The sequence below is a fragment of the Collinsella sp. OM06-18AC genome (assembly GCF_003438785.1).
Lineage (GTDB): Bacteria > Actinomycetota > Coriobacteriia > Coriobacteriales > Coriobacteriaceae > Collinsella.
This window is the reverse complement of sequence record NZ_QSTX01000005.1, coordinates 153,651-178,994: the sequence shown is the minus strand read 5'-3', so window position 1 is coordinate 178,994 and position 25,344 is coordinate 153,651. Positions and strand designations below refer to the sequence as shown.

Annotated in this window: 17 protein-coding genes, 1 tRNA gene and 2 pseudogenes; 4 read left to right on the top strand and 16 right to left on the bottom strand. The window is 54.3% G+C overall.

Annotated elements, in window-relative coordinates; genetic code table 11:
* Positions 1-57: 57 nt before the first annotated feature.
* Together DXB86_RS04960 and DXB86_RS04955 are read right to left on the bottom strand one after the other, a co-directional pair.
* Positions 58-1,113 (bottom strand): hypothetical protein, encoded by a 1,056-nt coding sequence (locus DXB86_RS04960; RefSeq protein WP_117736363.1) that lies wholly within the window; start codon positions 1,111-1,113, stop codon positions 58-60.
* A gap of 187 nt (positions 1,114-1,300) precedes the next feature.
* Positions 1,301-1,504: a hypothetical protein gene (locus DXB86_RS04955; protein ID WP_199410990.1), complete on the bottom strand. Its 204-nt coding sequence runs from the start codon at positions 1,502-1,504 to the stop codon at positions 1,301-1,303.
* Here DXB86_RS04955 and DXB86_RS10190 point away from each other — a divergent pair.
* Positions 1,503-2,439 (top strand): annotated as a pseudogene (locus tag DXB86_RS10190) (transposase). The gene DXB86_RS04955 and the pseudogene DXB86_RS10190 sit on opposite strands and share 2 nt — an antisense overlap.
* Before the next feature lie 375 nt (positions 2,440-2,814).
* Here DXB86_RS10190 and DXB86_RS04935 read toward each other — a convergent pair.
* The 14 genes and pseudogenes from DXB86_RS04935 to DXB86_RS04870 form a co-directional block, all read right to left on the bottom strand.
* On the bottom strand, positions 2,815-4,863 hold the full coding sequence (locus DXB86_RS04935) for a hypothetical protein (RefSeq protein ID WP_117736359.1): 2,049 nt from the start codon (positions 4,861-4,863) through the stop codon (positions 2,815-2,817).
* Between the two features lie 37 nt (positions 4,864-4,900).
* Positions 4,901-5,944 carry an N-acetylneuraminate synthase family protein gene (locus tag DXB86_RS04930; RefSeq protein WP_117736358.1) on the bottom strand — a complete coding sequence of 348 codons (1,044 nt, stop codon included), beginning with the start codon at positions 5,942-5,944 and terminating at the stop codon, positions 4,901-4,903.
* Between the two features lie 16 nt (positions 5,945-5,960).
* A complete protein-coding gene (locus tag DXB86_RS04925) occupies positions 5,961-7,574 on the bottom strand; it encodes a cytidylyltransferase domain-containing protein (protein WP_117736357.1) in 1,614 nt (537 codons plus the stop codon).
* 54 nt (positions 7,575-7,628) lie between these two features.
* Positions 7,629-9,047, bottom strand: coding sequence for a lipopolysaccharide biosynthesis protein (locus DXB86_RS04920; protein WP_117736356.1), 1,419 nt, complete (start codon positions 9,045-9,047; stop codon positions 7,629-7,631).
* On the bottom strand, positions 9,040-10,338 hold the full coding sequence (locus DXB86_RS04915) for a hypothetical protein (protein ID WP_117736355.1): 1,299 nt from the start codon (positions 10,336-10,338) through the stop codon (positions 9,040-9,042). Before DXB86_RS04915 ends, DXB86_RS04920 begins: the two co-directional genes overlap by 8 nt.
* 15 nt (positions 10,339-10,353) lie before the next feature.
* Positions 10,354-11,802, bottom strand: coding sequence for a hypothetical protein (locus tag DXB86_RS04910; protein WP_117736354.1), 1,449 nt, complete (start codon positions 11,800-11,802; stop codon positions 10,354-10,356).
* Entirely contained in the window at positions 11,802-12,947 is a 1,146-nt protein-coding gene (locus DXB86_RS04905; protein WP_117736353.1) for a radical SAM protein, read from the bottom strand. Before DXB86_RS04905 ends, DXB86_RS04910 begins: the two co-directional genes overlap by 1 nt.
* Before the next feature lie 109 nt (positions 12,948-13,056).
* Positions 13,057-14,201, bottom strand: a pseudogene (locus DXB86_RS04900) (glycosyltransferase); the annotation flags it as partial.
* Complete coding sequence (locus DXB86_RS04895) at positions 14,202-15,323, bottom strand: glycosyltransferase family 4 protein (RefSeq protein ID WP_117736352.1); 1,122 nt, start codon at positions 15,321-15,323, stop codon at positions 14,202-14,204.
* The gene (locus DXB86_RS04890) at positions 15,324-16,073 is read right to left on the bottom strand and encodes a sugar transferase (protein WP_233504155.1); all 750 of its coding nucleotides are present in this window, start codon (positions 16,071-16,073) and stop codon (positions 15,324-15,326) included.
* Between the two features lie 66 nt (positions 16,074-16,139).
* On the bottom strand, positions 16,140-16,691 hold the full coding sequence (gene loaP / locus DXB86_RS04885) for an antiterminator LoaP (protein ID WP_233504154.1): 552 nt from the start codon (positions 16,689-16,691) through the stop codon (positions 16,140-16,142).
* Positions 16,692-17,473: 782 nt separating this feature from the next.
* A tRNA-Ala gene (locus DXB86_RS04880) sits at positions 17,474-17,549 on the bottom strand.
* A 70-nt stretch (positions 17,550-17,619) separates the two neighbouring features.
* Positions 17,620-18,261: a thiamine diphosphokinase gene (locus tag DXB86_RS04875; protein WP_117736350.1), complete on the bottom strand. Its 642-nt coding sequence runs from the start codon at positions 18,259-18,261 to the stop codon at positions 17,620-17,622.
* Between the two features lie 9 nt (positions 18,262-18,270).
* Positions 18,271-18,960, bottom strand: coding sequence for an HAD family phosphatase (locus DXB86_RS04870; protein WP_117736349.1), 690 nt, complete (start codon positions 18,958-18,960; stop codon positions 18,271-18,273).
* Between the two features lie 331 nt (positions 18,961-19,291).
* Between DXB86_RS04870 and glgB the strand changes: the two genes are divergently transcribed.
* The 3 genes from glgB (at position 19,292) to DXB86_RS04855 (ending at position 25,343) form a co-directional block, all read left to right on the top strand.
* Complete coding sequence (gene glgB / locus DXB86_RS04865; protein ID WP_117736348.1) at positions 19,292-21,568, top strand: 1,4-alpha-glucan branching protein GlgB; 2,277 nt, start codon at positions 19,292-19,294, stop codon at positions 21,566-21,568.
* A gap of 94 nt (positions 21,569-21,662) precedes the next feature.
* Positions 21,663-24,089, top strand: a complete 2,427-nt coding sequence (locus DXB86_RS04860; protein ID WP_117736347.1) for a glycogen/starch/alpha-glucan phosphorylase — start codon at positions 21,663-21,665, stop codon at positions 24,087-24,089.
* A gap of 105 nt (positions 24,090-24,194) precedes the next feature.
* Positions 24,195-25,343, top strand: a complete 1,149-nt coding sequence (locus DXB86_RS04855; RefSeq protein WP_117736346.1) for a glucose-1-phosphate adenylyltransferase — start codon at positions 24,195-24,197, stop codon at positions 25,341-25,343.
* The last annotated feature ends 1 nt before the right edge of the window (position 25,344 follow it).

Genomic DNA, 25,344 nt, shown 5'->3' with positions numbered 1-25,344 from the left:
ACAACTGGGTTTCCTAAATTGGGTTTCACTAGCTCACGGCTACCGTCATTCTTCGGACTAAGGTTCCGTAATCGCAATGACCTTCCACTCCCCACAGCGCTTTTCGAAATGGAGTTGATAAACATTCGTCAAAAGCTGCGGTGTGTTAGTTATCCATGCGTTTGGAACATTTGGGAATAGTTTAACTTGAGCGTTATTCGGGCCGCCCTCGTGAGCAATATGCGAAGACGCCCCAATATCTGGGATCGAACGAATGAGCCCTGCCGCATGTTTAAAACCATCGCGATACAGCCAGGAGTCTTGCCAAACAACATCATCGAGCCTCTCCACATCAAGCGGTTCTTCCATTAGCAGCCCAACAAAAACCTTAGCAATAAGAAATGTAGCCGCATCATCGTCAGAAAGTTTTTCGGCAATACAGACAAGCTCATCCACGTCGGCATCGTGCCCAGCAATATTCGACCAGTAGGGAGATCCAGAAACTTCTTTAGCCTCGCCACGGGAGGCATCGAGGTTCAATACAGCGGCCTTGCTACCGTCAATTCTTGCAAGCGTAGGCACTTCCGCCGAAATGCATAAATCTCTGAACTTGAAAATAATTTGCTCACGTGAAAATACAAATGGTGTAAGAGCGTGCATTCTTACATTGTTGGGAATCGCCTGCAGCCGCATTGCCCTATCGTAATCTGCATGCAGCAAGCTACCGTAAACGATATCTTCGATGTTGCTAAAATGCCCCTGTACATCGTTTCCGTCTTGAAGCAGGAGCTCTATATCTCTTCCGAGTGGCTGCTTGAGCCTTTTACGCAGATCTCCAATAGCCTTCGCACTGAAGCGCGGGTCAGTTTCGGCGATATCAAAAAGCTTCTTTAGCTGCACGCGCTCGCTATTGGAAAAGTACTTCCGCTGAAGCATCATGCGGACACAAATTGCGGTCCAGACCATCTCGATATCTTCTATCTTAGAACCGCGAAGACCAAGTGGGTCTGAAATAGAACTGCATTCAATCTTTGTAGGCAGAGGGACGCATGCAGTAATAGCATCGTATTCCTGCACCGTGAACATAAATAGAGACAATAACGATGCGTTATCTATTTTTGATGCTTTATTCATGAGCGCCCCCTCAGGTGGTAATTGCAAGGTAGAGAACAAAATCTTACGTATAACTACCAAAACATATTACAGAGGTTGATGGGGCTTGTTTAATCAAAAGAGGGTGTATCGGCGAAAGCCGATACACCCTCTTTTCGACAAATGGATTTATACGCAAGGTTAGAGTCGCTGCTGGGAATCCTCTCCCCTAATCTCGCTTAAACAGATCCCTCGTGTACACCTTGTCCGCAACGTCCGCGAGCTCGTCGCTCCAGCGGTTGGCGACGATCACGTCGCAGCCGGCCTTGAAGGCCTCCATGTCGTGGGTCACCTCGGAGCCGAAGAACTCCGGCGCGTCCAGCGTGGGCTCGTAGACCACCACGGGCACGCCCTTTGCCTTCACGCGCTTCATGACGCCCTGGATGAGATGGGAGTCTCCAGGCTCGACGCGATGGCTCGACGCCGTCTACGTCAAGTGCCGCCGCGGTGGCCGCGTCGCCTCCACCGCGGCGGTCACGGCCATCGGCTGCGTTGCGGACGGCTGGAGGCGCGTCCTGGGCGTCGACGTAGTGGACACCGAGTCATACGACACGTGGCTTCCTCAGTAAGATCCGCAACCGCGGCGTTGGCGGCGTGGAGCTCGTCGTCTCGGACGCCCACCCGGGCCTCGTCCGCACGCTCGGCGAAGCCTCCAGGGCGCCGCATGGCAGCGCTGCACCGTCCACCTCATGCGCGACTGCATGCGCGAGGCGGGCTCCCGGCAGCTGAGGCGCCGCGTGGGCAGGAGCCCGCCTCGCAGGTGTTCCGCGGGCCCGTGGGCGCGACGCCGCCACCGTGGCCGCCATGTACCACGTGGCCTGCGACATGCTGGAGGGGTGCCGCCCGAGGACAGAGGCAATCCTCGAGGAGGCCGAACTGGACGCCCTGGCATACCTCGACTTCCCGCCGTCGCACTGGAAGCGCCTGCGCACCAACAACGTCCAGGAGCGGACGAACCGCGAAATAAAGCGCAGGTCGAGGGTGGTGCAGGCGCTCCCCTCGACGGCATGGCTGGTGCGACTGGCCGGCGCGGTCATGTACGAACAGGACAAGATGCGGCAGGAGCCGAGGTACTTCTTGGAGGCGAAGATGGGCGAGCTCTACGACGAGGGCCGCACGCGCGGAATCGACGGGACGGTCGACTGGGCGCAGCTGGAGGCGGAGGCCAGGAAGATAATCGAATCGGGCCTCGAGCTTGCGACAGGATCGAGGCGGCATAGGATATCAACCGTGTTCCAGGTTCCAGGACGCCGGGCCGACTTGCTTCGGATCGGGCTCTATACCAACTTTCTCGACACTACCACTTAACTGAAATAGAGGAATCAGACCTGGTTATTTACGTCGCTAAATCTCCTTGCATACTGGCTACTCAATACACAAAATAAGACAAAAGTCCTGATTTAAAAGAGTGCCAGACGCACGAACAAATACCTAAGAAATCCGATATCCATCGTAGCTTCGATAAATCAGCTCGCTATCAAGCCAATTACGAAAGCACTTTCCGAGCACGGCCTTCATGCTGTCACCAGCATCCAAGGCGCTAATTTCTTGCTCTATCGATTCTTTCGTGAAAGAACCAGCCCGATCTGGATTAAAAACAACTCCATATAACGCAAGCTCTGGATTATTGTCAACAGTATTCTCTGGAAGTGTACACATCTGAAAAATACCTTTCAGTCGGTTTTAGCAAATGAAATCGGCAGCATTGCAAACACAGTCATAAATAAAATCAAAAACTCTAGTAGCCAAGTCAATGAAAAAATCTTCATTTCTACAAAGGTCGGATTGTTCCTCTGGGCATAAAACAAAGATAAAGAAAGCGGGTAAATCAGACACCTCGCGATCAAGCACGCTGCCAACAGCACTGATATCTCTCAAACAACGAGGAGAATCGTCTCCAGTATAGAAATACGCTTGCGCAGAATCACCGCCAATACCTGTTTTTATATGATTTCTCGTCACAATCACATCACTGTAGGAGCATCCGTTCCTATTTAAAGATTCTTTTACCATATTTCGAAATTGATCCGAAAAGGTTTCGGTATCTTTTCCCCTTGAGGAACCTACAGCCATTTTAAATGCTGAGAAATTCTCATCAATGGATCTCAGAATATTGGAGGATTCATCCAATCCAACAACTTTGCGAAGAGCCTTGACGATTCCACGAGCATCAACGGAACCTTCTCCAGATTCAAAAGAATCACTACCGATGTCGCTTTCACATTCATCGAGAAAAGTAGTGAGTTCCTCCCTAGACGAAGCTATCTTGTTCCTGAGGGTCTGTCTGAATAGAAGACAGTCATCCGAGCGTTTTACAACCGTCTGGTAAGATTTCTCAGAGTAAAGCAGTTCGGCCAGCTGGGCTCTTAGAAGTATGTCTTCAGGATCGTTTGGCCCATCAATTTTAAGTTTGGTGTATTCATCACGAAGCATCGTTAGCAGCCAAGAATCATTCCACTGAGAGAAGGTGAGCACCACGTCCGCCTGGTTAGAGAGGCTTTCCGCTAGAGGGCTCCATAATCCCGAAACATTATTCGGAAGTATATACAGTGAAGAGCATTCTTTACCGCCACGCTTCTTACAACGAGGGTAAGCATTGAAATACCGCAAAGCAAGGCGATGCAAAGACCCTTCAAGAAGAACCTCGGATTTGACTACACGATGATGAAATACAATAGTTTTATAGTTCGAAAGGCGCTTCCTAAGAAAATCCTCTGCTGTTGGCAATGCTTTTGTCGGAAGAGCAAATACATAGGATTTCTCATCCATCTTCATAAGTCGAAGGCCCTCAATAAGACGTCCATACTGCATTGCATCCGATCCAACGCCCGACGACTTGCTGTCCCTTTGAACAAAATCAAGACGATCAGCATCAACGGTACCGCAAACAATAGCGTGCAATTGACCGAAAACGCCATCGTCATTGAGAATAGCCTTTGCCACAAGACCGGCGGTAAATGAAAAATAGAAAGAATCGCTTTCAAGATTGCCGCTATATAGTGCTTGAGAAATCGCCAGATCAGAAAGCCTGTTGCCTATCGCTTCATGTAGGGCAATCTCATCTATACCTTCTTGTTCAAGATAGGTATCAATATTGGCAGTGAAGTTGTTGGCGCTTCGGTTGCCTGCATATTTTTCACTTCTAGCAACGCCATAAAGACTAGTGAGGACGTGCTCGCAAACATGACTAAACGGGGGATGCCCCAAATCATGAAGCATTCCAGCAAGCCTAACGCCTTCAGCGAGACACATAATCGTTAGACTTACCTCACGAGGGGTTCTGGAAGGGATAAGAAAACTAAAAGCATCAATTGCATCAGGGTCTACATCGGAGCTCTGGCACTTTTCGAGAAACTCCCTTTCATCCTCAATAATCTTCCTTAAGTAAACGCCCGATTTAGTGGGCCTAAACGCGTCGCGATATCTGGGTTGATCGAGCAGATTGCAAAGAGCTTCATGCATCTGGCGGCCAAACGAAATAATTACATCTTTCTCAGCATTTTCAATTGCATTAAAAAACATCTGACCAGCAAGATGCATGCAACCAAGAGAGTGCTCGAAACGTTGGATACGCATAGAGGGCCAAGTAAAGAATGATGTCGAATCTTGGTAAACGAAATGTAGACGGTTAAATAAGGGCCCGTTCATAATGTCATGTTCAAGATCAGTAAGACGTATTATGTCGTGAACATTGTCAGATACATTATGGTGTTTCCAAGCCGCAGTACTCATCTCGACCCCCTCATATAATTATTACTTTATGCCATCGTTAAATCATGTCCCAAGTGAGAATTGTATCCTCTGGTAAATCGGACTTGACGGTACGCCCGATGACAACGCCAGCATAGGTCGGTGCGATGCCGGTACCGGGGCGCTTGGGCATCAGGTCCTCCTTGGCGATGACCTCGCCAGCCTTCATGTCTCGCGTAAGCACGAGCGAGCGCCTCGCCTCGCGTCGGGGCGTCTCCTCACAGGAGAGCACAGTTTTCTCGGAGGAACCCAAAATCCTATCGATGAAGCGGAAGTTCTCGACGGCGCGCTTGAAGTCCTCGACGTCGCCGGAGTGGTAGTGGTCGTTTCCAGGGAGCGTCTTATCCAGCGTGAAGTGCTTCTCGATGACCTCGGCACCGAGAAGATATGCCGTCGAGAGGGTCTGCATCGAGGCGTCGGGCGCGACGTGATCCGAATAGCCGACCTTGAGGTCGGGGAACGTGCGTTTCAGCGTCTCGATGACGCGGAGGTTGGCGTCGTCGGGGCAGGTGGGATAGCTGAGTACGCAGTGCAGGACGGTGATGTCTTTGCAGCCCGAGCGCTTCAAAGCTCTAATAGCCTCGTCCGCCTCGGAGAGGTAGCTCGCGCCGACGCTGATAACGACCGGCTTGCCCTTGGCGCCGATATGCTCGATGAAGGGCAGATTAGACGCATCGGAGGAAGAGATTTTGTAGAAATCGACGTACTGTTCCAGGTAGTCGGCACTGGCGTAATCGAACGGAGTCGAGGTGAAGTCCATGCCCCTCGAATGGGTGTACTCGCAGAGCTCGGCGAACTCCGCCTCCCCGAAGGAGTCGTGCTTTTTGAAGAGGTCGTACTGCGTCTTGGTCGGCTCCTTGGTTAGGTCCCAGTAGGCGGGAGAATTCTTGGAGACGATGGTACCCGCCTTGTAGGACTGGAACTTAGCGCAGTCGCAGCCCGCCTCGACCGCACCGTCGATGTAGCGCTTGGCTGCCTCGAGAGGAGTTATCCCCTCGGCCTTGGCGGTGTCGTAGAAGTTGACACCCATCTCGGCGATCAGATACGGAGTCGTTGTCCTCATTTTCTAAAGCCCCTTTCTATAGGCCGTTGATAAGACTCATTACGCGCCTGCGTCCGTTGCGCAGGTCGTGCGAGAGAAGCATGTCCTGGAAGCGCTGACGTGCCTCGCGCGAGAGCCCCAGGTACATGTCCAGGTTGGACTTGATTATCTCGTCAGGCGGGTTGAGGCCCAGGTAGGTGAAGCCGTTCTCGTTGCAGACGAAGCCGTGCTTCTCCTCGCGGCGGTTCTGGGCCATGGCGATTGACGGGATACCCAGGATTGCAAGCTCGTAGCCGGTCCTCCCTCGCGAGGTCACCGCGATGTCGCAGCCGCTCATGATCTCGGGCATGTTCGCCACGTCGTAGAGGACGTCCACGTTATCGAGCCGCTCGTTGTACGCGAGGAGCTCGGGAACATTGAGCTTCGCCCTGCCAAGCACGACGGTGAAGTGGTACCTGGAGTAGCGCTCGGGATCGCTCGCGATGATAGCGAGCAGCCTGTCGGAGTAGTTCTGGGGGTCGGCGCCGCCGAAAGAGATGAACACGCACTCGACCTCGGGCTTAACCTCGATGGGGTTGTAGAAGAGGAATGTCTTCGCCGATATGTAGTATCGCCCCCCCGCCCTGACCTGCGGAAGCTCGTCATCGTGGTAGAGCGCATTGAACACGAGGTCTGCCTTGAGGATACCCTCGCCGTCGTCCTCGAAATTGACGATCTTGGCCTCAGGGACGACCGACCTCAGGCCGATCATGTAGTCGATCGAAGTCGTAAGGATGTCATTGATGAACAGCGTGTAGCGCTTGCCCTTGCAGCGGTCGAAAAGGTCGGCGATTCCATCGACGCCAATGAGATTGTGGGTAGTCCCCCCAAAGACCTTCGGATCGGTCTGGTTAACGTCGTAGTAGATATCGGGCTTGGTGTAGAACTCGTCAGCCATCTCGAGGGCGCGGTAGATGTGGCCGATACCGCGCTTGTTGTTGCCGTTGACGTAGATGGCGACCTTCTCACGGTCTAGATGGGCCGCCACGCAGCGCAGATCATCGAACGTGTCGATATCGATGCCCTCGGAAGCAGGGACCTCGAAGACGCCGACCTTCTCCCCAATCCGGGTTTCCGGGGTCACGACAGAAGCACGCGATACCACGAATGCACCGGTCTCCGCGTAATCGGCGGGTAGCCATTGGCGGTTGAGGCGCGCCGCATAGTTCGGATGAACGGAGCCGTCCTCATTCTTGCCCCAGGAGAGACGGGGCTCGTTCACGACGGAAATCAGCGTGTCCAGGCCCTCCTCGACGGCCTTACCAATCGCAGCGTCGAGCGTCTTCACAGACAACGTCGGGGAGGTCGGCTGCATAGTCACGACATAGTCCCAATCGACATCGGAAGGCACAGCGTCAGCTATAACAGCGTCGAGGGTGACATCATCTGCGCAGAGTGCGGCATCGCGCCAATGGACCTCAGCCCCCATTTGCTGCGCGATGATACGTACCGCATCGGAATCGGTCGTTACGACAACATGAGAGACATTAACTGAAGAAAGCGCATTGTGAATAGCATAGTAGACGAGCGGATGGCCGCCCACGAGACGGATGTTCTTGTTGGGGATGCCCTTTGAACCGGCGCGAGCCGGAATTACGGCGACTGTATTCATTTTATCTCCTATTGAATTACGAACGTATATCCAGGAAAGGCGCGCTAGCGCTACCTATCGGCCAATTAACGATCGGAAAAAACCAACCACTTCACTGCGGTACAAAATAGTGACAATGACAAACAACGTCACGCCAGCAATCAACTCAAGGGACAGGGATGAGCAGATTAGCCCATTGACGCCACAGGCAATTAAAATAAGGCCAGACGTTATCATTGTTTTCAGTGGACTTGAAATGCTCTTGTAATATCGCTGGCCAATGACAGTTCGTAAAACCCCGATGACTACAGAGGAAGCAGCTACTCCAAGAGCCGCAGCAAGAACCCCGAGAGATTCAATGAGATTAATAGTCACAATGGCGCTAATGATTACCCCAAGTGACGAGGAAATTACATTGTAAATAGGTTTTTCCTTGAGTACGATCCCATATGATGTCGTCTCACATATCAACGCCTGAATGGGGTTGGTCATCACAAGCATAAAGTAAGCTTGACAGGCTGCATAACCTCCACCAACTACCATGAATAGTAAGTTCTGAAAACATAAAATCAAGGCAACGAGACCAGCCGAGCCCCACATGACAAGATCATGAACTCGCCTGATTGTATCTTTGTCCGTCTCGTAGTGCGCATACATAAATGGCGACCAATAAGTCGTAAACGCAGTTGGAATAATAGTGAACACATTAGAGAGAGTTGTTGCTATAGCGAAAACGCCAACAGCCGCATAAAGGCCTGCTCCCGAAAGAGCAATCTTGCCGACCATTCCATTTAAATTTAGAACGAAAGAGGTCGCCATCATGGGAATACCGAACGCAAACAACACTCTAACGTTACTTAAAGTGGCGCATGCTCCCTCGAAAGAAAAGATTCCGCGCTGTTTGTACAAGAACCATAGAGAAACAAGTGCCATCAAGAGCGTCATCGCAACAATGGAAGCTCCATAGCAAGTCGTCCACAACAAACCAATTGCAACAAATGATATTTTTGTAATTACATTCTGAAGAATGGCCTGGGAGTTGTATCGTCCAACTTTGCCTTCCATACGAGCGTCAGTATTAACTACGCGAAATACAACTAATGCGGCGACAAATATTCCCATACAGACAATCAACGGAACGTTTGACTCGCCAAATAAGTAATTCGACACCTCGTTAGGAAAAACAAAGACTGTCAGCAAGACTAAAACAAGGTCAATGCCAACGCCCACAATCATGGCGATTGATCTAACGGACCCTTTCGTTAGTCCACTAGGCGGCTCAAAATAATATCGAATTTGAGAGCTATCCAAGCCAAGCATGCAAACCGTCATAAGCAAAGTGCCCATGGAGTAAAACAAATTAATTTTCCCATATTCATCTTCAGGAAATACATGCGACACAATAGGTATAACAAATATTGTTATTAAACCCGACGCTATTGGCACAATCGAAAAACCTGCAAAGCTTTTTAGCATGTTACGCGAATTAACCATTTATTAACTCTCGCTTTCGAGTAAGCTGCTTCTGAGTTATATGGTCATCGGCAAGGATTCGCCACGAGGGCACCTTTCGCATAAGACCTGAATAGAAAGCCGCTTGCTTTACGGCAAAACCCAGAACTTTCCTGATGCAATAAAAAGGAGAACGCTCACAGGCAAAGCGCCCAGAATTGTTAGAAATTATCTTTTCGACTACGTTAGCGATTTCGTCAGTTGCAGAATTTGGACCGTTTTTGTAATAAAGCGAAATATCGTTTACAAACTCAACATTATGTTGACCACTATCACCGCGAAGGACTCGTGTAATGATATTTCGAAGCTCCAGAGAAGAATCAATTTTTTCGATGGTTTCAAGAAGCTCAAATTTGAGATGTGCAGGAATCTCAAATGGTCGCAGCGCAAAAATAGGTAAGCCGGCATAAGCAGCTTCAACGGACGACGTGCTGCACCAAGTCAAGCCAATATCACAGTTTAAAAACCAATCACGAATGGCATGCTGTTTAATAACATGTAGATTTGTGAACTCAGCTTCAATCTCCTGAAGGCGTTCACTCAACGGCTCAGAAGGATGTGGGCGATAAATGAATTCAACGTCTTTAAACACAGAATCACATAAGGCATCAACCATCCACGAAAGCGTTTCATTATAAGCGCGCTTTGACGTTTCTCGGTTTTCAGCAGTATTAAACAGCCCTCTCGCATCAAGCTCGGCAACTCTCTCGTCGGTAAAAAATGCTGTAGAGAAATTGCCAATAAATAAGACCCAGGGTTTGGCAGGATCGATTCCAAACTCTTTTCCAAGTTGTTCTTTTCTTAGGCTTAAATTTCGAAATTCTTCTCGGAAGAAATCGAGCCTGTTGGAACCAGCAATGCAGATCCGACATGCATCAACTCCAACAGAAATTAAAGCATCGCTGAAAAACTGTCCCCAACAAATATGAAATGTTTGTTTGGCCCTATCTATCGGAAGTACAAATGAAAGCCCATCTGGAGTTGTAACCTGTTCGCTATGTAAGTCGACAATGTCAAAGGACCCGTCTGCGAAACCACCACGGTAGCCGCAAAGGGCTTTAATGTCTTTATTGTCATAGCACCACGGCGTAACGATTACTTTTGGTCTTATAAAGCAGCTTGCAGGCCCTTCATTCCATCCCTTAAAAACGATTTTCGAAGTAATTTGGCGCTCATCGAGAGCTCGTTCAAGCAGCAACGCGCTCTCAAGCTCTCGGTTTAAATGTTCAACAATAATAATTACATCATTTTTTTTGTTATTAAAACACGGCATTTCTTAGTCTTTCTTCTAACGACCAGCTTGAATCAAAGAATCTTTATTGCACTCACGTATTAATGTCAGAGCAACCAGGGCGCCAACATATACGATCCCTTGGAGTGAAAAGAGATACGTAACATCAGAAGCAAAAAGGATATTCCCAGCAAGGGATATGAGCTTGACGTAGACCATGGACTCTATAACCCTGCATGCACTAAAGGCAATCGAAGCATTACGGATCAATGACGCATACACCCATCCAGCAAACATGTAAAAAATAGTCGCACCGAAATAGCCAAAATAAGTTACAAGAGAGGCAGTTGTTGTCGCAGTGTATGGATTTCCGACTTCAATCCTGTATGCAGAATATGCTGAATAGTCGCAAGCCACTCGCATCATTCGCCACTGACCAAAATCAAAGGATGACTGCAACGCTGGATTTAAAATTGCGTTGATTTCATCTGAGAAATTAACTGCTGGTAGCGAAGACCCCCTGCCATGCATGTAAATTGACCACCAAACTTCACCTTGCTGAGCCAGGCGTTGATTAATTGCATCAATGAATTCAGCGAATGAATCATCAAATAGCAGTATTCTTTGTATATATACGACCCCAATTAGCAGCCAAAAAAAGGAAAACAACACCTTAATAATTGTGTTTACCTTTCCGTCGCTTAAGGTAGGCAAGACGGAAAGCGAAAGAATAAACGCGGCGAAAAAATAAACGCCGAATTTATCTCCTTCAAGAAAATAAAAACCAAATGTTAGAAATAAGAATGCGACCGGAGCAAGCCTGCTGCCAGACTTCCAGGCCATTACAACAACTGGCAGAAAAAAGGGTAAATATGTTCTAAGACTCACGCTAAAAGAGTTCATATACTGAGAAGCGTAGTCAAGTCTTAAGGTTCCCGCTTTAAAATAAGGATTAGCCGCCACCTGCGCAAATAGATAGAAGGCAATAACTATCCCTATCAATAAAAACCAGTTGTATTTAGAGCGGTCATCGTTACAACTAATATCTCTAGCAGGACAGCTGCTAGCTTTTGTGATTCTATACATCTCAATAACGGTAAACAGAATCACATACAGTGCCACCAGGGGGGCGACTGCGCAAAGATACCAGCTCTCGTAATTCAGCTCAACAAGAAATAACCCCTCATCGCAACAAAAAGTCCCAAGAATGTTGAGTGTCGCCATAGTTACAAGCCAGAAGAACTCTAGAATAAAGCGCCTATCTCGAACGTACAACACCCAGAGAAATAAAGCGTAGGTAAATAGAACAGCAAGATTGATATTTATTTTTTGGCCAACAATCCATTCGGCAAACAGTGTAAATAGCTCACAAACCGCGAAGAGAAATAAGTCAGCTCGGTTCATATTCCGCGCGCGATTGCGGAAATGCTCTGCCGTCCTATTAGGGTGAAAAAAGCTTCCTTCGTTAGGCAAAACTGAAGAATGATGAATGCTCTTAACGACCATTACATTGCCTCATGCGTCTCGTATACGTGCGCGTCGGCCTTGGACGCCTCGGACAGGCCGTCGTTGATCTTGGCGCATAGGTCGCAGGTCGAGCAGGCGTCGAGCTGTTCCTTGGTCACGCGGCCCTCCTCGTAGTCGCGGACGATCTTGAGCTCGTGCATGTCGTAGGGCTTCTTGGTGAAGATGGCCTTCACCTTGTGCTTGAGCACCCACCAGCCGGGCTTCCAGATGTACTTGTGCATGGCCGGGCTCACCGAGCCGATCATCCAGCAGTTGCGGTCGCAGTAGCGGACCTTCGCGCGGACCCTCTCGGCCTGGTCAGATTTCCATAGCTCGTCCCAGGACTCCTCGTTGAGATTGCCCATGACCTCCTTGTCCTTGGTGCCGTTGCAGGGCATAACATCGCCGTATGGGTCGATGAAGAAGGTGTCGAACGCCATGTCGCAGGGCAGCAGGCGCGGCTGACCGTAGATGTAGTTGATGAGGCCGTGGTTGAAGTAGGCACGGAACCACTTCTTGGGGCTGTTGGACCTTAGCAGCTCGTTGACCAGGTCCTCGAAGTTCTTGGCCACCATGGGGCGGTCGTGGATGATGTTCTTTGCCTCGACGAAGTAGAAGCTGTTGTGCAGCGACGCCGTGGCGAACTCCATGCCCAGCTCGTCCGAGATCTTGTAGAGGGGCACCAGGTCGGGCGCGTTGAGGTCCTGAACCGTCATGCCGAAGCCGACGTCGGGGTGCTTGAGCTCGACGAGCTTCTTGAGTGTGGCGTAGCCGCGGTTGTAGCCGTTCTCCAGGCCGCGGATCTTGTCGTTGGTCTGCTGCAGGCCCTCGATGGAGATGCGGATGCCGACGTTGGGGAACTCCTCGCACAGGTCGATGATGCGGTCGGTGAAGAAGCCGTTGGTGGAGATGACGATGCGGTCGGACTTCTTGTAGAGCTCGCGCACGATGTCCTTGAGGTCCTGGCGGATGAAGGGCTCGCCGCCGGTGATGTTGGTGAAGTACATCTTGGGGAGCTTCTTGATGGTCTCGATGGAGAGCTCCTCCTCCGGGCGGCTGGGAGCCTTGTAGCGGTTGCACATGGTGCAGCGCGCGTTGCAGCGGTAGGTTACGATGACGGTACCGTTGAGTTTCTTTTCGGCCATGGGTCTATCCCCTCTTCTTGGAATCAACAAGCTCCTGGTAGAGCTTAGTAAGCTGCTCGATGTACTTGGACTGGTCGCAATTGTTCAGAACGTAGTCGCGGCATTTCTGCTGCATTTCGCGGTACGTATCTTTGTCGCCAATGAACTCGACGCCACGAATAATTGCATCGGCTAATGAATGAGAATCGTTTGGCTCGCAAGCAAACCCGGTCTCGCCTTCACGAACAAGTTCCGGTATGCCTCCGATACGCGCGCCAACAACGGGCGTGCCGGAGGCAAATGCCTCAACGATCGAGTACGGCATGTTCTCTCGACATAGTTTTGGAGCGGAGCGCCGGTCTGATATCCCGCAAACTCAATTCGATCTTTGCAGGACAAGTTCTCGACTCTCTGTGAGAGCGCTTCACGTTCGGGGCCATCGCCGACGATTACAAGGCGCCAATCGGGAATCATGTCTTCAATCGAGGCAAAAGCGTCAATCAGAAGATCGACGCCCTTCTCCTTGGACAATCTTCCAAAGAATAGAAGGTACGGGCTCTTGTAATCAGTACAGTCAAAATCAGAGTGAGCCAGCTCAAGCGTCTCCGCAGAACAAAAATTAGTCATATGGGAAACACGATTTGACTCAAGTCCGCCCTCAATGGTCTTCTGCACCATGAAGCTCGAGGGGCAGACAATCTTATCAATCTTGTTATAAGCATGGCTCAGCCTAAGATATTCAGCCTCAGCAAAGGCAATAGCACTTTTAGCCGTAGAGCCCTTAACGCACTTGCGCTTGAGACAGTTTGAGAACTTGCCGCCCAGGCAGGCATCGCAGACGCTTCCTCTACCATCGAGCATGAGATAGTTGGGACAAACAAGGATATAGTCATGGGCCGTGAAGAGCACGGGGACGCCATGCTCCTTAAGGTAAGGGGCATCGAGGATCGACAGGGTAATCTGGCGATGAACGAGGTTCATATGGACAACGTCTGGCTGTACCCGCTCACACATTGCCTGGAATTTCTCTTTAGCCTCATTGGAATAGATAAGCGAGGCAGCAGCGGAGACTTTTTGCGTGAGCGAAGAGGGTCCATTGTAATCCTTTGCCGAAACAAATAGGTCGGCATCTTCGCACGGGAGATTATTATCCCCCTCCATGGCAAAGAAATGAACCTCATGACCGGCAGCCTTGAGACCTTCGGCGAGACCAAAGTAATACGTTTCCGACCCACCCTTGAGATAGTGGAATTTGTTAACAAGGATAATCTTCATCTAACGAATTTCCTTATACAGATCGAGAGTACGCGCAACGACAGAACCCCAGTTATAAGTAGAGAGGACACGCTTATTTGCAGCGTCGCCCATAGCGGCAACTCGAGCATGATCGGCCAATAAACTCTCAAGCGAAGCCCTAAGCGCAGCAGCATCCCCCCTAAGGAAAGTCGCTCCCGCATCAGCCAGGACATCCGCGCACTCGGGGATATCGCTCGTCACGCAGCAGCGGCCGTATGCCATGGCCTCCAGCAGGCTCATGGGCATTCCCTCCACGTCGGAAGGCAGCACGTAGGCAAAGCAGTTGGAGTACAGCTCTTCCAAGGGCTCGCCGTTAACGAACCCGGTGAAGAGGACGCGTGGGTCGCCCTGCGCGGCCTCACGAAGGGACGCCTCGTACTCGGATGTGTCCGATCCGCCGCCGGCGATGACGAGTCTCTTTTCCGTGTCGAGCTTCTTGAACGCCTCGATCAGGAGCTCAGGGCGCTTCTCGGGGACGAGCCTGCCCAGGTACAGCAGGTAGGAGCCCGCATCGAGGCCCCATCTACTCTTTATCTGGTTGACCGGCTTCGGCTGCTTTGGCTCGATACCGTTGGGGATGAACGTCGCCGTGCGGCCGTAAGCGCCATCGAAGTAGGACTGGGCCGATTTGGACAGGACGATGAGGCCGTCGGCCTTGGTGGCAGCAGCCCTCTCCCCCATCTTGATGTACGTACTGGCGAGCCTTCCCCACTTGGCGCGCTGCCAGTCCAGGCCGTGGATGGTGGCCACAGTTCGGATACCCGCACGCTTTGCCAAAGGCAGCGGCACGCAGGGGCCCTCGGCATGGTAGTGGATCACATCGGGTCCGTCCTGGATGGCAGCCAGGGTGGCGAAGTACGAGGAGCTCAGCGCGGCGAGCCCCTTCTTGTCAATCGTCCTCACGGGGACGACGCGCACGCCGTCGACGACGCGCTCGCGACAATCCGCGGCATCGCCGGTCATGACGTCCGCACCGGAACGGTCATAGCAGGTGACCTCGTGGCCGAGCGCCGCCATGCGGCGGGCGAGCTCGGTCACGACGACCTCCACGCCGCCCTCGCGAGAACCGTATCTCTTATGTCCAATCATCGCGATGCGCATCTAGCACGCACCCTTACCGGTGATGACCTCGATAACCGTGAGGACGATAATCTTCAGGTCCGTGACGGGACCGCGCTTGGCTATGTACTCCAGGTCGCGCTGAACCATTCCGTCGAACCCAGTTGAATTTCGGTCGGTCACCTGCCACCAGCCGGTGATCCCGGGCTTGACGGCCAGGCGCTGCAAGTCGAATTCTGTGTACTCTGCCACCTCGTTGGGCAGCGGCGGGCGCGGGCCGACGACGGACATCTGGCCCAGGAACACGTTGAGGAACTGCGGGAACTCGTCGATGGAGTGCTTGCGAATGAACCTACCGATCTTGGTGACGCGCGGGTCGTCCTTCATCTTGAACATGGCGCCGGCGATCTCGTTCTGCTCCTTGAGCTCAGCGAGGCGCTCGTCGGCATCCTTGTACATGCTGCGGAACTTCCACATGCGGAACGTTGTCAGGCTGCCGTCGGGGCGGGTCTGGCCCACGCGAATCTGGCTGTAGAAGGGGCTGCCCTCGCTCTCCAGGCGGATAGCCGCTGCCAACACCAGGCTGGGGATAGCGATGAAAACGAGCACGGCACCGCTGAACACGATGTCGAAGGCGCGCTTGACGGCCCGGTACGCTAGGCGCGAGCGATCCCAGTCCATGATGGATTGCATGGCCCTGTAGCGGACTGCGCCCTCACGCCGGTCCATGGCCTGAGCAATCAGCGCCGCACCCGCTGGCGAATCCGTTGCATATTCTGTTTTATCCGACACGTTCTCTTCCAACACTTCGACCCCGGGTCGGGGATCCTCCCTGTTCTGTGCAGCGGCCGCCAGCAGCTAGGCGATCGCCTTTTTTAGGTTGCGCATGACGCGCTGCTCGTTTGAAAGCACGGCAAGGCCGACGCGCGTAGTTACGCGTCGACCGCACAGGTCGAGCTCCAAATAAGCAGTGCTCTTGCGTCTGTTAATGGTTTTGATAAGGCCCTCGTGGCCCAGCAGCGGACCTGCCGTCACTACGACCTTGTCGCCGTCTTTTAAGGCCTCGCTCATGGGCACTACGCGGTCTCCCCTATGCGTAAACCCGCCAATAAGCTGGACCTCTTCTTTTGCCAGCGGCACAAACTGACCGTCTTGGGAAAGCACCCGGGCAAAGTCGTCCATGCGCAGCAGATACTGTTGCACGGTGCGGGGATCTGCCGTATCGCAGATCAGATAACCGGGAAAGAGCGGCTTGGTCGTGTTGACCCATTCGCCGTGTACCTTTATCTCGGTTTGAAATTGGGGGTAAAAGAGCTCCTGCATGGCACCAGCCGGCACCACGCGCTCGATGCGCTCGCGCATTACGTCTTCGCGACCGTTAATGACCTGAATCACATACCACACGAGCACCACCCCCTTGCTGTCTTACGTGTGGCTCACGGGGTTTGGGTATGGCTTCGCCAGGGCGCTTGTGCGCGAAGGCGCTCCATATTCAAACCCTGAGCCCAGTTAGACAAGCACGTGGCTCTGCCCCACCGTGAACGGTATGTATAAATGCAGCGGCTAGAGACACGGACGTGTATCGCAAAAAGACCGCGTCCCCAGCTGGCTGCGTGCAGCCCAGTCAAGCGGGTACAAAACTGGACCGCACGCAGCCAGCTGTAGAACTGCTGTGGTTTGCCGTAACAACTTATCGCACTATCTAATGCGAACTTATAAATAGCCGCAAAAGTAAGTGAAAAAACGTGCATAGCAATCGATATTGGAGCTCGTGGTTTTTCTAACACCGCCGTTACGGCCGGATGCTGATCGACCCTGCACTTTGTGGCTTGCTGAAGTCGTGAGCACAGTTGAACTCATGTCACGTTAGGTATCCTAGCACAAGCTGATAGCGAAACTGATTAGGTTAATAGCGGACAACATTTCGTTCATTTAGCGTGTTCAAGGGGGTTGTTTTGGGGTGTTATTCACATTGATGCAGGTTAATGGGATGCTAACAGCTGATTAGGGGCGTTCCTGAAGCCCAAATGGAACGGCGATCTACACTGATAATCGCGTTTGTCTAACAAACTATGTACAGATATGGGAAATAAATTGTGCAACTTTTTGTTGGTGTTGGTGTGGGTTTGCGGCACGAGGTGTTTTGGCATGAAAAAAGGCCTTCGGTATTCCGAAGGCCTTTGGATTCACAATGGTGGAGACGAGGGGGATCGAACCCCTGACCTCTTGACTGCCAGTCAAGCGCTCTCCCAGCTGAGCTACGCCCCCGTGACGAGGAGATACTATAGGGGAAGTTGACGCGGCGTGCAAGGACTTTTTTGAGTCAGACTTTAAATGCCTATTGATATAGGAAAGCGATGGCGGTGCCGGTGTGGACTTGGATCGTGGCTGTTGACCTGACGACGTTGCTGATGCCCGTGTCGGCCAACAGGCCCAGGGGGCTGTGGTCTAGCTCCCATTCTAGGCCGTGTTCGCTTACCTTGGTGTTGGGGGCAATGGCGATGATGGAGAATGTCTTGCCCTCGGCGCCCTCGATCGTCCACGACTCACCTGCACGAAGGATGCGGGAGACCACCTTGTCCTCGGCAATCCAGACTGGGGCGTCATCGTAGCCCACAAGCAACCCCAGTACGGACAGGGCCATATCAGGACGGCCGCCAGTGGCGCAGGTCGCAACCACTTCGGCACCCGGCCAGCGGCGTCGGACGGAATCGAGCGCCAGCGCCAGATCGGTATAGTCTTTGTAGGGGTCATGACGCTCCACCTCAAATGCTTCGGCGGCATCGACCAACGCACGGCCCGCGTCGCTCACCGTGTCGGCATCCCCCACATATACGTCGCAGCCCAGCCCGGCGCCCAGCAGCGCGTCGAGTCCGCGGTCCACGGCGACAACGTGGTCGCACTCCCCCGCTAGCCTACGCAACAGATCTGCGCTCGCCACCACGGGCGAGCCGCAGACCACTAATACCTTGCAAACCACGACCCTCGCCTATCCCTCAAACGAAAGCACGCGGGCCAGGTCAAGATCCTCGTAGCTATCGATAAAGATATCGCAGTTGGCACTCACGTCGTCGCGCTTCATACGGCCGTGCGGGTCATAAATACCTACACGCTTAAAGCCGGCGACCCCAGAGCTCTTTAGGCCAAAGACCGCGTCCTCAAACACCCATGTGCGCTCAAACTTGTGCCCATGGCGCTCCACCAGGCGGCGCAGCGCCAACTCGTACACATCGGGGAACTGTTTGGAGCGTCCTGCCTCGCCGGTGGTGGTCACAAACTCTATGTAGGCATCGAGCCCGGCGCCCGCAAGCGCAGACTTAACCAGCTCGTCCGGCGTGGACGTAGCCACACACATGGAAATGCCCGCCGCCTTCGCCTGCTCCAAAAATGCCAAGAGCCCCTCGCGCGGCGGCACCTTGGAGTAGCCATCGATCAGGATGTTGCTCAGCTCGCGATACAGCTCCTCGCCATTCTCGCCAATGCCCCACGTGTCGTGGTAGGCCTGGCACTCGTCCTCGAGCGACAAATGCTCAAACTGGGCAAAATCGTCGACCGTCACGTCAACTCCGTGGCGGTGCAATAACTCGGGCTGGGCATAGGCCCAAACGGGGGTGCTATTAACCAGTGTACCGTCGCAATCGAAAATAAAAGCGACATTGGGAGCGGCGGTCTGGGACATAAACGAACCTTTCGATGTCAAATGGTAAACATCCTGCTAAAAACGTTTTACCAAACGTCAGACTGACAATTTTGAAACCCTAATTGGTAAAACTGTCAAGAGTTTTACCACGGCAATTCTGCCAGTGGTCTAAACATGGCGCTTACCGATTAAACGTCGCCCCAAAACTACTTTCCTTCATAAAAGTAACGTACAGGTGTTATCGTAGTTTCTGCCGAAAGTTCCACCGAGCACGCGAGGTGGAACGAATCATAGAACTATCGCCGTCCCTTCGATTCGTGCAGCCTTGGACCTTTCGCATCTAGTCACCAAGGCAACACGCTGCCGCGTCATGATGGGATCAAACGTGAGCGATACAAAGCTAAAGCCAGCAACCAAAAAGCCCGCTACCCGTAAAGCCGCCCCGCACGCGCCGGAGCTCACCAAGGACGATGTCTATCTGTTTGGCATTGGTACGTGGGAGCGCAGCTGGGAAAAGATGGGCGCGCACCCCGACACGCAGAACCGTACGCGCGGTTGGCGTTTTTGCGTTTGGGCGCCCGATGTAAAGAGCGTGCATGTCATTGGCGAATTTAACGACTGGGATGAGGAAGCCAACCCGCTGGTGCCCGTGCATACGAGCGCTATTTGGGAAGGCTTTATTCCTGGCGCAGAACAAGGCCAGCTCTATAAGTATCTCATCGAGACCAACGAGGGCGAGAAGCTTTACAAGGCCGATCCGTATGCCTTTAAGGCCGAGTGCCCTCCGGGTACTGCGAGCGTGCTGTGGACACTCGACGGCTATAAGTGGAACGATGCCGCATGGCTCAAGCGCCGTGCCGGCCACAACCACATGTCGCAGCCGCTCAATATCTACGAGGTGCATATTGGCTCGTGGAAGCGCCACGGCGATGCACCGCAGGGCGAGCCGGACGAGTACGGCAACTACCCCGGTCCCATGGACCCCTTCCCCGCGCAGCGCGGCGAGTTCTACACCTACGACGACCTGTCGGTCGAGCTCGTGGACTACGTGCACGACATGGGCTACACGCATATCGAGGTCATGCCGCTTATGGAGCATCCCTTCGATGGCTCCTGGGGCTACCAGACGACCGGCTACTATGCCGCCACGTCGCGCTATGGCGACCCGCAGCAGCTCATGCACTTTATCGATGCGTGTCACAAGGCGGGCATCGGCGTGATCATGGACTGGGTTCCCGGCGGTTTTTGCGCCGACTCCCACGGCCTTGCCACCTTTAACGGTCACATGCTGTTTGAGCACGAGATTCACCCCAACTGGGGCACGCACAAGTTCGACTTCGCCCGCGGCGAGGTCCGCTCCTTCCTGGTCTCTAACGTGCTGTACTGGCTCGAGAACTTCCACGTTGACGGCATTCGCATGGACGGCGTGTCCAGCATGCTGTACCTCAACTTTGGCATCGACGATCCGGGGCAAAAGAAGTTCAACAAGTACGGTACCGAGGAGGACCTGGACGCCAGCGCATTTATCCGCCAGGTCAACTGCGCTGTGGAGGCCCACTTCCCTGACGTGATGATGATGGCCGAGGAGTCCACCGCGTGGCCGCTCGTGACCTACCCGCCGCAGGACGGCGGCCTGGGCTTCCACTACAAGTGGGACATGGGCTGGATGAACGACACCCTGCACTACATGCAGACCGATTTTCCGTGGCGCCCCGGCAACCACGGCCTGCTCACGTTCTCCATCATGTACGCCTTTACCGAGAACTTTATTTGCCCGCTGAGCCACGACGAGGTCGTCCACGGCAAGTGCTCGCTCATCGGCCGCATGCCGGGCGACTGGTGGCGTCAGTTTGCCGGCCTGCGCACGCTGGCTTTCTACCAGATGACGCACCCTGGCGCCAAGCTCAACTTTATGGGCAACGAGATCGGCCAGTTTATTGAGTGGCGCTACTACGAGTCCATCCAGTGGTTCCTGACCGAGGAGTACGAGACCCACCGTCATCATCAGGCGTTTATCAAGGCACTCAACCACCTGTACACCGCCGAGCCCGCCCTGTACGAGCGCGGCTACACCGACGACGGCTTTACCTGGATCGACGCGGACAACTCCAAGCAGTCCATCGTGAGCTTTGTGCGCCAGGGCGAGGACGTCGATGACGACCTGGTGATCCTGATCAACTTTGATCCGGCGAGCTACGAGAGCTTCCGCGTGGGCGTGCCGCGCGAGGGTGACTGGGAGGTCATCTTTGATTCTGACCGCCCCGAGTTCGGTGGCAGCGGATACGCCGGTGAGGAGCCCTACACCTGTTCGAGCGAGCCCTATCCCTGGAATGGACAGATGGACTCCATTGAGATTAAGGTGCCCGGTCTGGCAGGCGTGGTGCTTAAGCGTCGCGGTCCCAGCAGCTATAAGCCGCCCATGGTCGAGGAGCCCAAGGCTGCGCCCAAAAAGCGTATGTCTTCGGTGAAGCCCAAGCCTGCGGCTGCTAAGAAGGCTCCGGCTAAGGCCAAGGCTACGACGACCAAGGCCAAGGCCAAGGCTGCCGCAAAGCCCGCTGCTAAGGCCGCAGCCAAGAAACCGGCTGCCAAAAAGGCCGCTACCAAGGCCAAGTCTGCTTCTGTTAAGCCGTCTGCCAAGGATGCGTAACAAAACCGTTACAGCTGTAATTACCCGCCCCGCGGGGGCGTAGGATGTAAGTCATAACCGTTCCGGGAGAAACATCCCCGGGGGAAAGGAACGTATGAATAAGATCTTCGACAACAAGCAGGAGTTTACCGAGCTCTATCGCGATGCCGTCATGAGCATCAGCGGCAAGAGCGTCGAGGCCGCCAGTGACCTCGACCGCTTTAACGCCCTGGCCAAGCTCGTGGCCGAGAAGGCGCGCACCGTTGCCACCAAGAGCGACGCCCGCGTCGCCGCCGAGGGCAAGAAGCGCGTGTACTACTTCTCGATCGAGTTTTTGATCGGCCGCCTGCTCGACAACTACCTGCTCAACTTTGGCGTGCGCGACATGGTCGCCGAGGCGCTCGAAGACATGGGCTTCGACCTGTCCGTCATCGAGAACCAGGAGCCCGATCCGGCTCTGGGCAACGGTGGCCTGGGCCGTCTGGCCGCATGCTTCCTGGATTCCATGGCAGCCGAGGGCATTGCCGGCTACGGCAACGGCATGCGCTACCGCTACGGCCTGTTTAAGCAGGAGATTGTCAACGGCAGCCAGGTCGAGGCCACCGACGAGTGGCTCACCCACGGCTATCCCTGGGAGGTCCGTCGTCAGGACAAGGCCGTGACCATCAAGTTCGGTGGCCGCGTCGAGGGCTTTGAGGAGAACGGCCGCACGTTCTACCGCACGGTGGACACGCAGGACATCCTGGCCGTCCCATATGACATCCCCGTTGTGGGCTATGCCGGCGAGACCGTCAACAAGCTGCGCGTCTGGGCCGCAGAGCCGGTCGAGGAGCACTTTGACCTGGAGGCCTTCAACCGCGGCGACTATGCCCTGGCCGATGCCGAGCGCGCCGAGGCCGAGGCCATCAGCGCCATCCTCTACCCCAACGACGCCGGCGAGCACGGTCGTCTGCTGCGCCTGAAGCAGGAGTACCTGTTTGTTTCGGCCGGCATCTACAGCCTGCTCGACACCTTTGAGAAGGAGCACGGCGCGAACTGGGAGCTGCTGCCGCAGTTTGTGGCCATCCACACCAACGATACTCACCCCGCCATGTGCGGCCCCGAGCTCATGCGCATCCTCATCGACGAGAAGAAGCTCGAGTGGGACGACGCCTGGAACATCGTGACGCAGGTCGTGAGCTACACCAACCACACCATCCTGCCCGAGGCTCTAGAGAAGTGGCCCATCGGCACGTTCTCCAAGCTCCTCCCCCGCGTGTACCAGATCATCGACGAGATCAGCCGCCGTTGGCACGAGTCGTTCGACACCACGCAGGAGGGCTGGCAGGAGCGTCTGCGCCAGACCGCCATTCTGTGGGACGGCGAGATTCGCATGGCCAACCTGTCTGTGATCTGCAGCCATAGCGTCAACGGCGTGGCCAAGATCCACTCCGACATCATCAAGAACATCGTGCTCAAGGACTTCTATGCCCTGACGCCCGAGAAGTTCAACAACAAGACCAACGGCATATCGCACCGTCGCTTCTTTGCCGAGGCCAACCCCACCTACGCCAAGCTCGTGACCGAGGCCATTGGCGATGGCTGGCTTAAGGACGCCTTTGAGCTGGAGAAACTCAAGGAGTTTAAGGACGACACCGAGTTCTTGAAGGCCGTGGGTGCCTCTAAGCGGGCCAACAAGGAGCGTCTGGCCGCCTACGTTAAGGCCGAGACCGGTCTGGTCATCGACCCCAACACCGTCTTCGATGTCCAGGTGAAGCGCTTCCACGCCTACAAGCGCCAGCTCATGAACATCATGAAGGTGATGGACATCTACAACCGTCGCATCGCCGATCCCAACTTCCACGTGACGCCGACGACCTTCATCTTTAGTGGCAAGGCTGCCTCGAGCTACACCTTCGCCAAGGAGACCATCCGCCTCATTAACTCCGTCGCCGAGGTCATCAACAACGATGCCCGTGTGAACGAGGTCATGAAGGTCTGCTTTATCCCCAACTTCCGCGTGAGCAACGCCCAGCTCATCTACCCCGCCGCCGAGATCTCGGAGCAGATCTCCACGGCCGGCAAGGAGGCCTCGGGCACGTCCAACATGAAGCTCATGATGAACGGCGCCATTACGCTGGGCACCCTCGACGGCGCCAACATCGAGATCGCCGACCTGGCCGGCCGTGAGAACGAGGCCATCTTTGGCCTGACCGCTCCCGAGGTCGAGCAGCTCTGGGCATCCAACAACTACTTTGCGTGGGATACCCTCAACGGCGACCGCGAGCGTCTGGGCCGCGTGATGGACGAGCTCAAGGACAACACGTTTGCAGGTCTTTCGGGCAACTTCGAGAGCATCTACAACGAGCTCATGAACAACAACGACCCCGACCTGGTCATGGCTGACTTCCGTAGCTACGTGGATGCATGGGAGAACCTCACGGGCAGCTACGGCGACCAGGAGACCTGGAACCGCAAGGCCCTGCTCAACACCGCCTCGAGTGGCTGGTTCTCGTCCGACCGCACCATTCGCGAGTACCGCGACGAGATCTGGCACGCGTAAAGGCGCGCGAGCTCCCTTTGCCGCACGGCATTACTCGACGGGCGTGACAGTGCGCCGCGCCCGTCGCTAATGGGTTAGGAACATCGATGACAGAAGGAGAAATCGATGAGTAAGAAAGAATGCATCGCGATGCTCCTCGCAGGAGGACAGGGCAGCCGATTGGGGGCACTCACCCAAAAGATCGCCAAGCCGGCGGTTAGCTTTGGTGGCAAGTTCCGCATTATCGACTTTTCGCTGTCCAACTGCTCCAACTCGGGCATCGACACGGTGGGCGTTCTGACGCAGTACCGTCCCTACCTGCTGCATGCCTACGTGGGCTCCGGCGAGGCGTGGGATCTGGACAGCCGCGACGGCGGCGTGTCAATCCTGCCGCCGTACGAGACGCAGACCGGTGGCGCATGGTATGCGGGCACGGCCGACGCCATTACGCAGAACCTCGACTACATCAAGGCCAACGACCCCAAGTACGTCCTGATTCTTTCGGGCGATCACCTGTATCGCATGGACTACCGCAAGATGATCAAGACGCACATTGAGAACAACGCCGACCTCACGGTGAGCGTTATGCCCGTGCCGTGGGAGGAGGCCAGCCGCTTTGGCATCCTGACCACCGACCCCGAGGACGGCCGCATTACCAAGTTCACCGAGAAGCCCGAGAAGCCCGATTCGAACCTCGCGTCCATGGGCATCTACATCTTCTCGGCCGACGTGCTGATCGAGGCGCTCGAGGAGGACGCTCTGGACCAGCGCTCGAGCCACGACTTTGGTAAGGACATCATCCCCAAGCTCCTCGGCGAGGGCAAGCGCCTGTACAGCTACGAGTTCCACGGCTTTTGGAAGGACGTCGGCACCATCGCCAGCTTCCACGAGACTTCGATGGACCTGTTGGGCAACAACCCCGAGTTCGATCTGTTCGACAAGCACTTCCCCATCATGTCCAACATCACCACGCGTCCGCCGCACTACATTGGCCCGGACGGCCGCCTGGACGACTGCCTGGTCTCCAACGGCTGCAAGATCTACGGCACCGCTCGCCACTCGATCCTTTCGACCGATGTCATCATCGAGGAGCGCGCCGTGGTCGAGGACTCCGTGCTGCTGCCGGGTGCGCACGTTAAGAGCGGCGCGCACATCTGCCGCGCTATTTTGGGCGAGAACTCCACGGTCGAAGAGGGCGTGAAGCTCGGCTCTGTCGATACCACCAAGGATACGGCCGTCGTTGGAAATGACGTCGTTATCGGGAAGGGGGAATGAT

Bases quoted from the DNA above. Each gene is read 5' to 3' on its own strand.
- DXB86_RS04895 (WP_117736352.1), bottom strand. From the start codon at position 15,323: ATGCGCATCGCGATGATTGGACATAAGAGATACGGTTCTCGCGAGGGC.
- DXB86_RS04935 (WP_117736359.1), bottom strand. From the start codon at position 4,863: ATGAGTACTGCGGCTTGGAAACACCATAATGTATCTGACAATGTTCAC.
- DXB86_RS04860 (WP_117736347.1), top strand. From the start codon at position 21,663: ATGAATAAGATCTTCGACAACAAGCAGGAGTTTACCGAGCTCTATCGC.
- DXB86_RS04960 (WP_117736363.1), bottom strand. From the start codon at position 1,113: ATGAATAAAGCATCAAAAATAGATAACGCATCGTTATTGTCTCTATTT.
- DXB86_RS04910 (WP_117736354.1), bottom strand. From the start codon at position 11,802: ATGGTCGTTAAGAGCATTCATCATTCTTCAGTTTTGCCTAACGAAGGA.
- DXB86_RS04905 (WP_117736353.1), bottom strand. From the start codon at position 12,947: ATGGCCGAAAAGAAACTCAACGGTACCGTCATCGTAACCTACCGCTGC.
- DXB86_RS04915 (WP_117736355.1), bottom strand. From the start codon at position 10,338: ATGCCGTGTTTTAATAACAAAAAAAATGATGTAATTATTATTGTTGAA.
- DXB86_RS04925 (WP_117736357.1), bottom strand. From the start codon at position 7,574: ATGAATACAGTCGCCGTAATTCCGGCTCGCGCCGGTTCAAAGGGCATC.
- DXB86_RS04955 (WP_199410990.1), bottom strand. From the start codon at position 1,504: ATGAAGCGCGTGAAGGCAAAGGGCGTGCCCGTGGTGGTCTACGAGCCC.
- DXB86_RS04870 (WP_117736349.1), bottom strand. From the start codon at position 18,960: ATGTCCCAGACCGCCGCTCCCAATGTCGCTTTTATTTTCGATTGCGAC.
- DXB86_RS04930 (WP_117736358.1), bottom strand. From the start codon at position 5,944: ATGAGGACAACGACTCCGTATCTGATCGCCGAGATGGGTGTCAACTTC.
- glgB (WP_117736348.1), top strand. From the start codon at position 19,292: ATGATGGGATCAAACGTGAGCGATACAAAGCTAAAGCCAGCAACCAAA.
- DXB86_RS04920 (WP_117736356.1), bottom strand. From the start codon at position 9,047: ATGGTTAATTCGCGTAACATGCTAAAAAGCTTTGCAGGTTTTTCGATT.
- DXB86_RS04855 (WP_117736346.1), top strand. From the start codon at position 24,195: ATGAGTAAGAAAGAATGCATCGCGATGCTCCTCGCAGGAGGACAGGGC.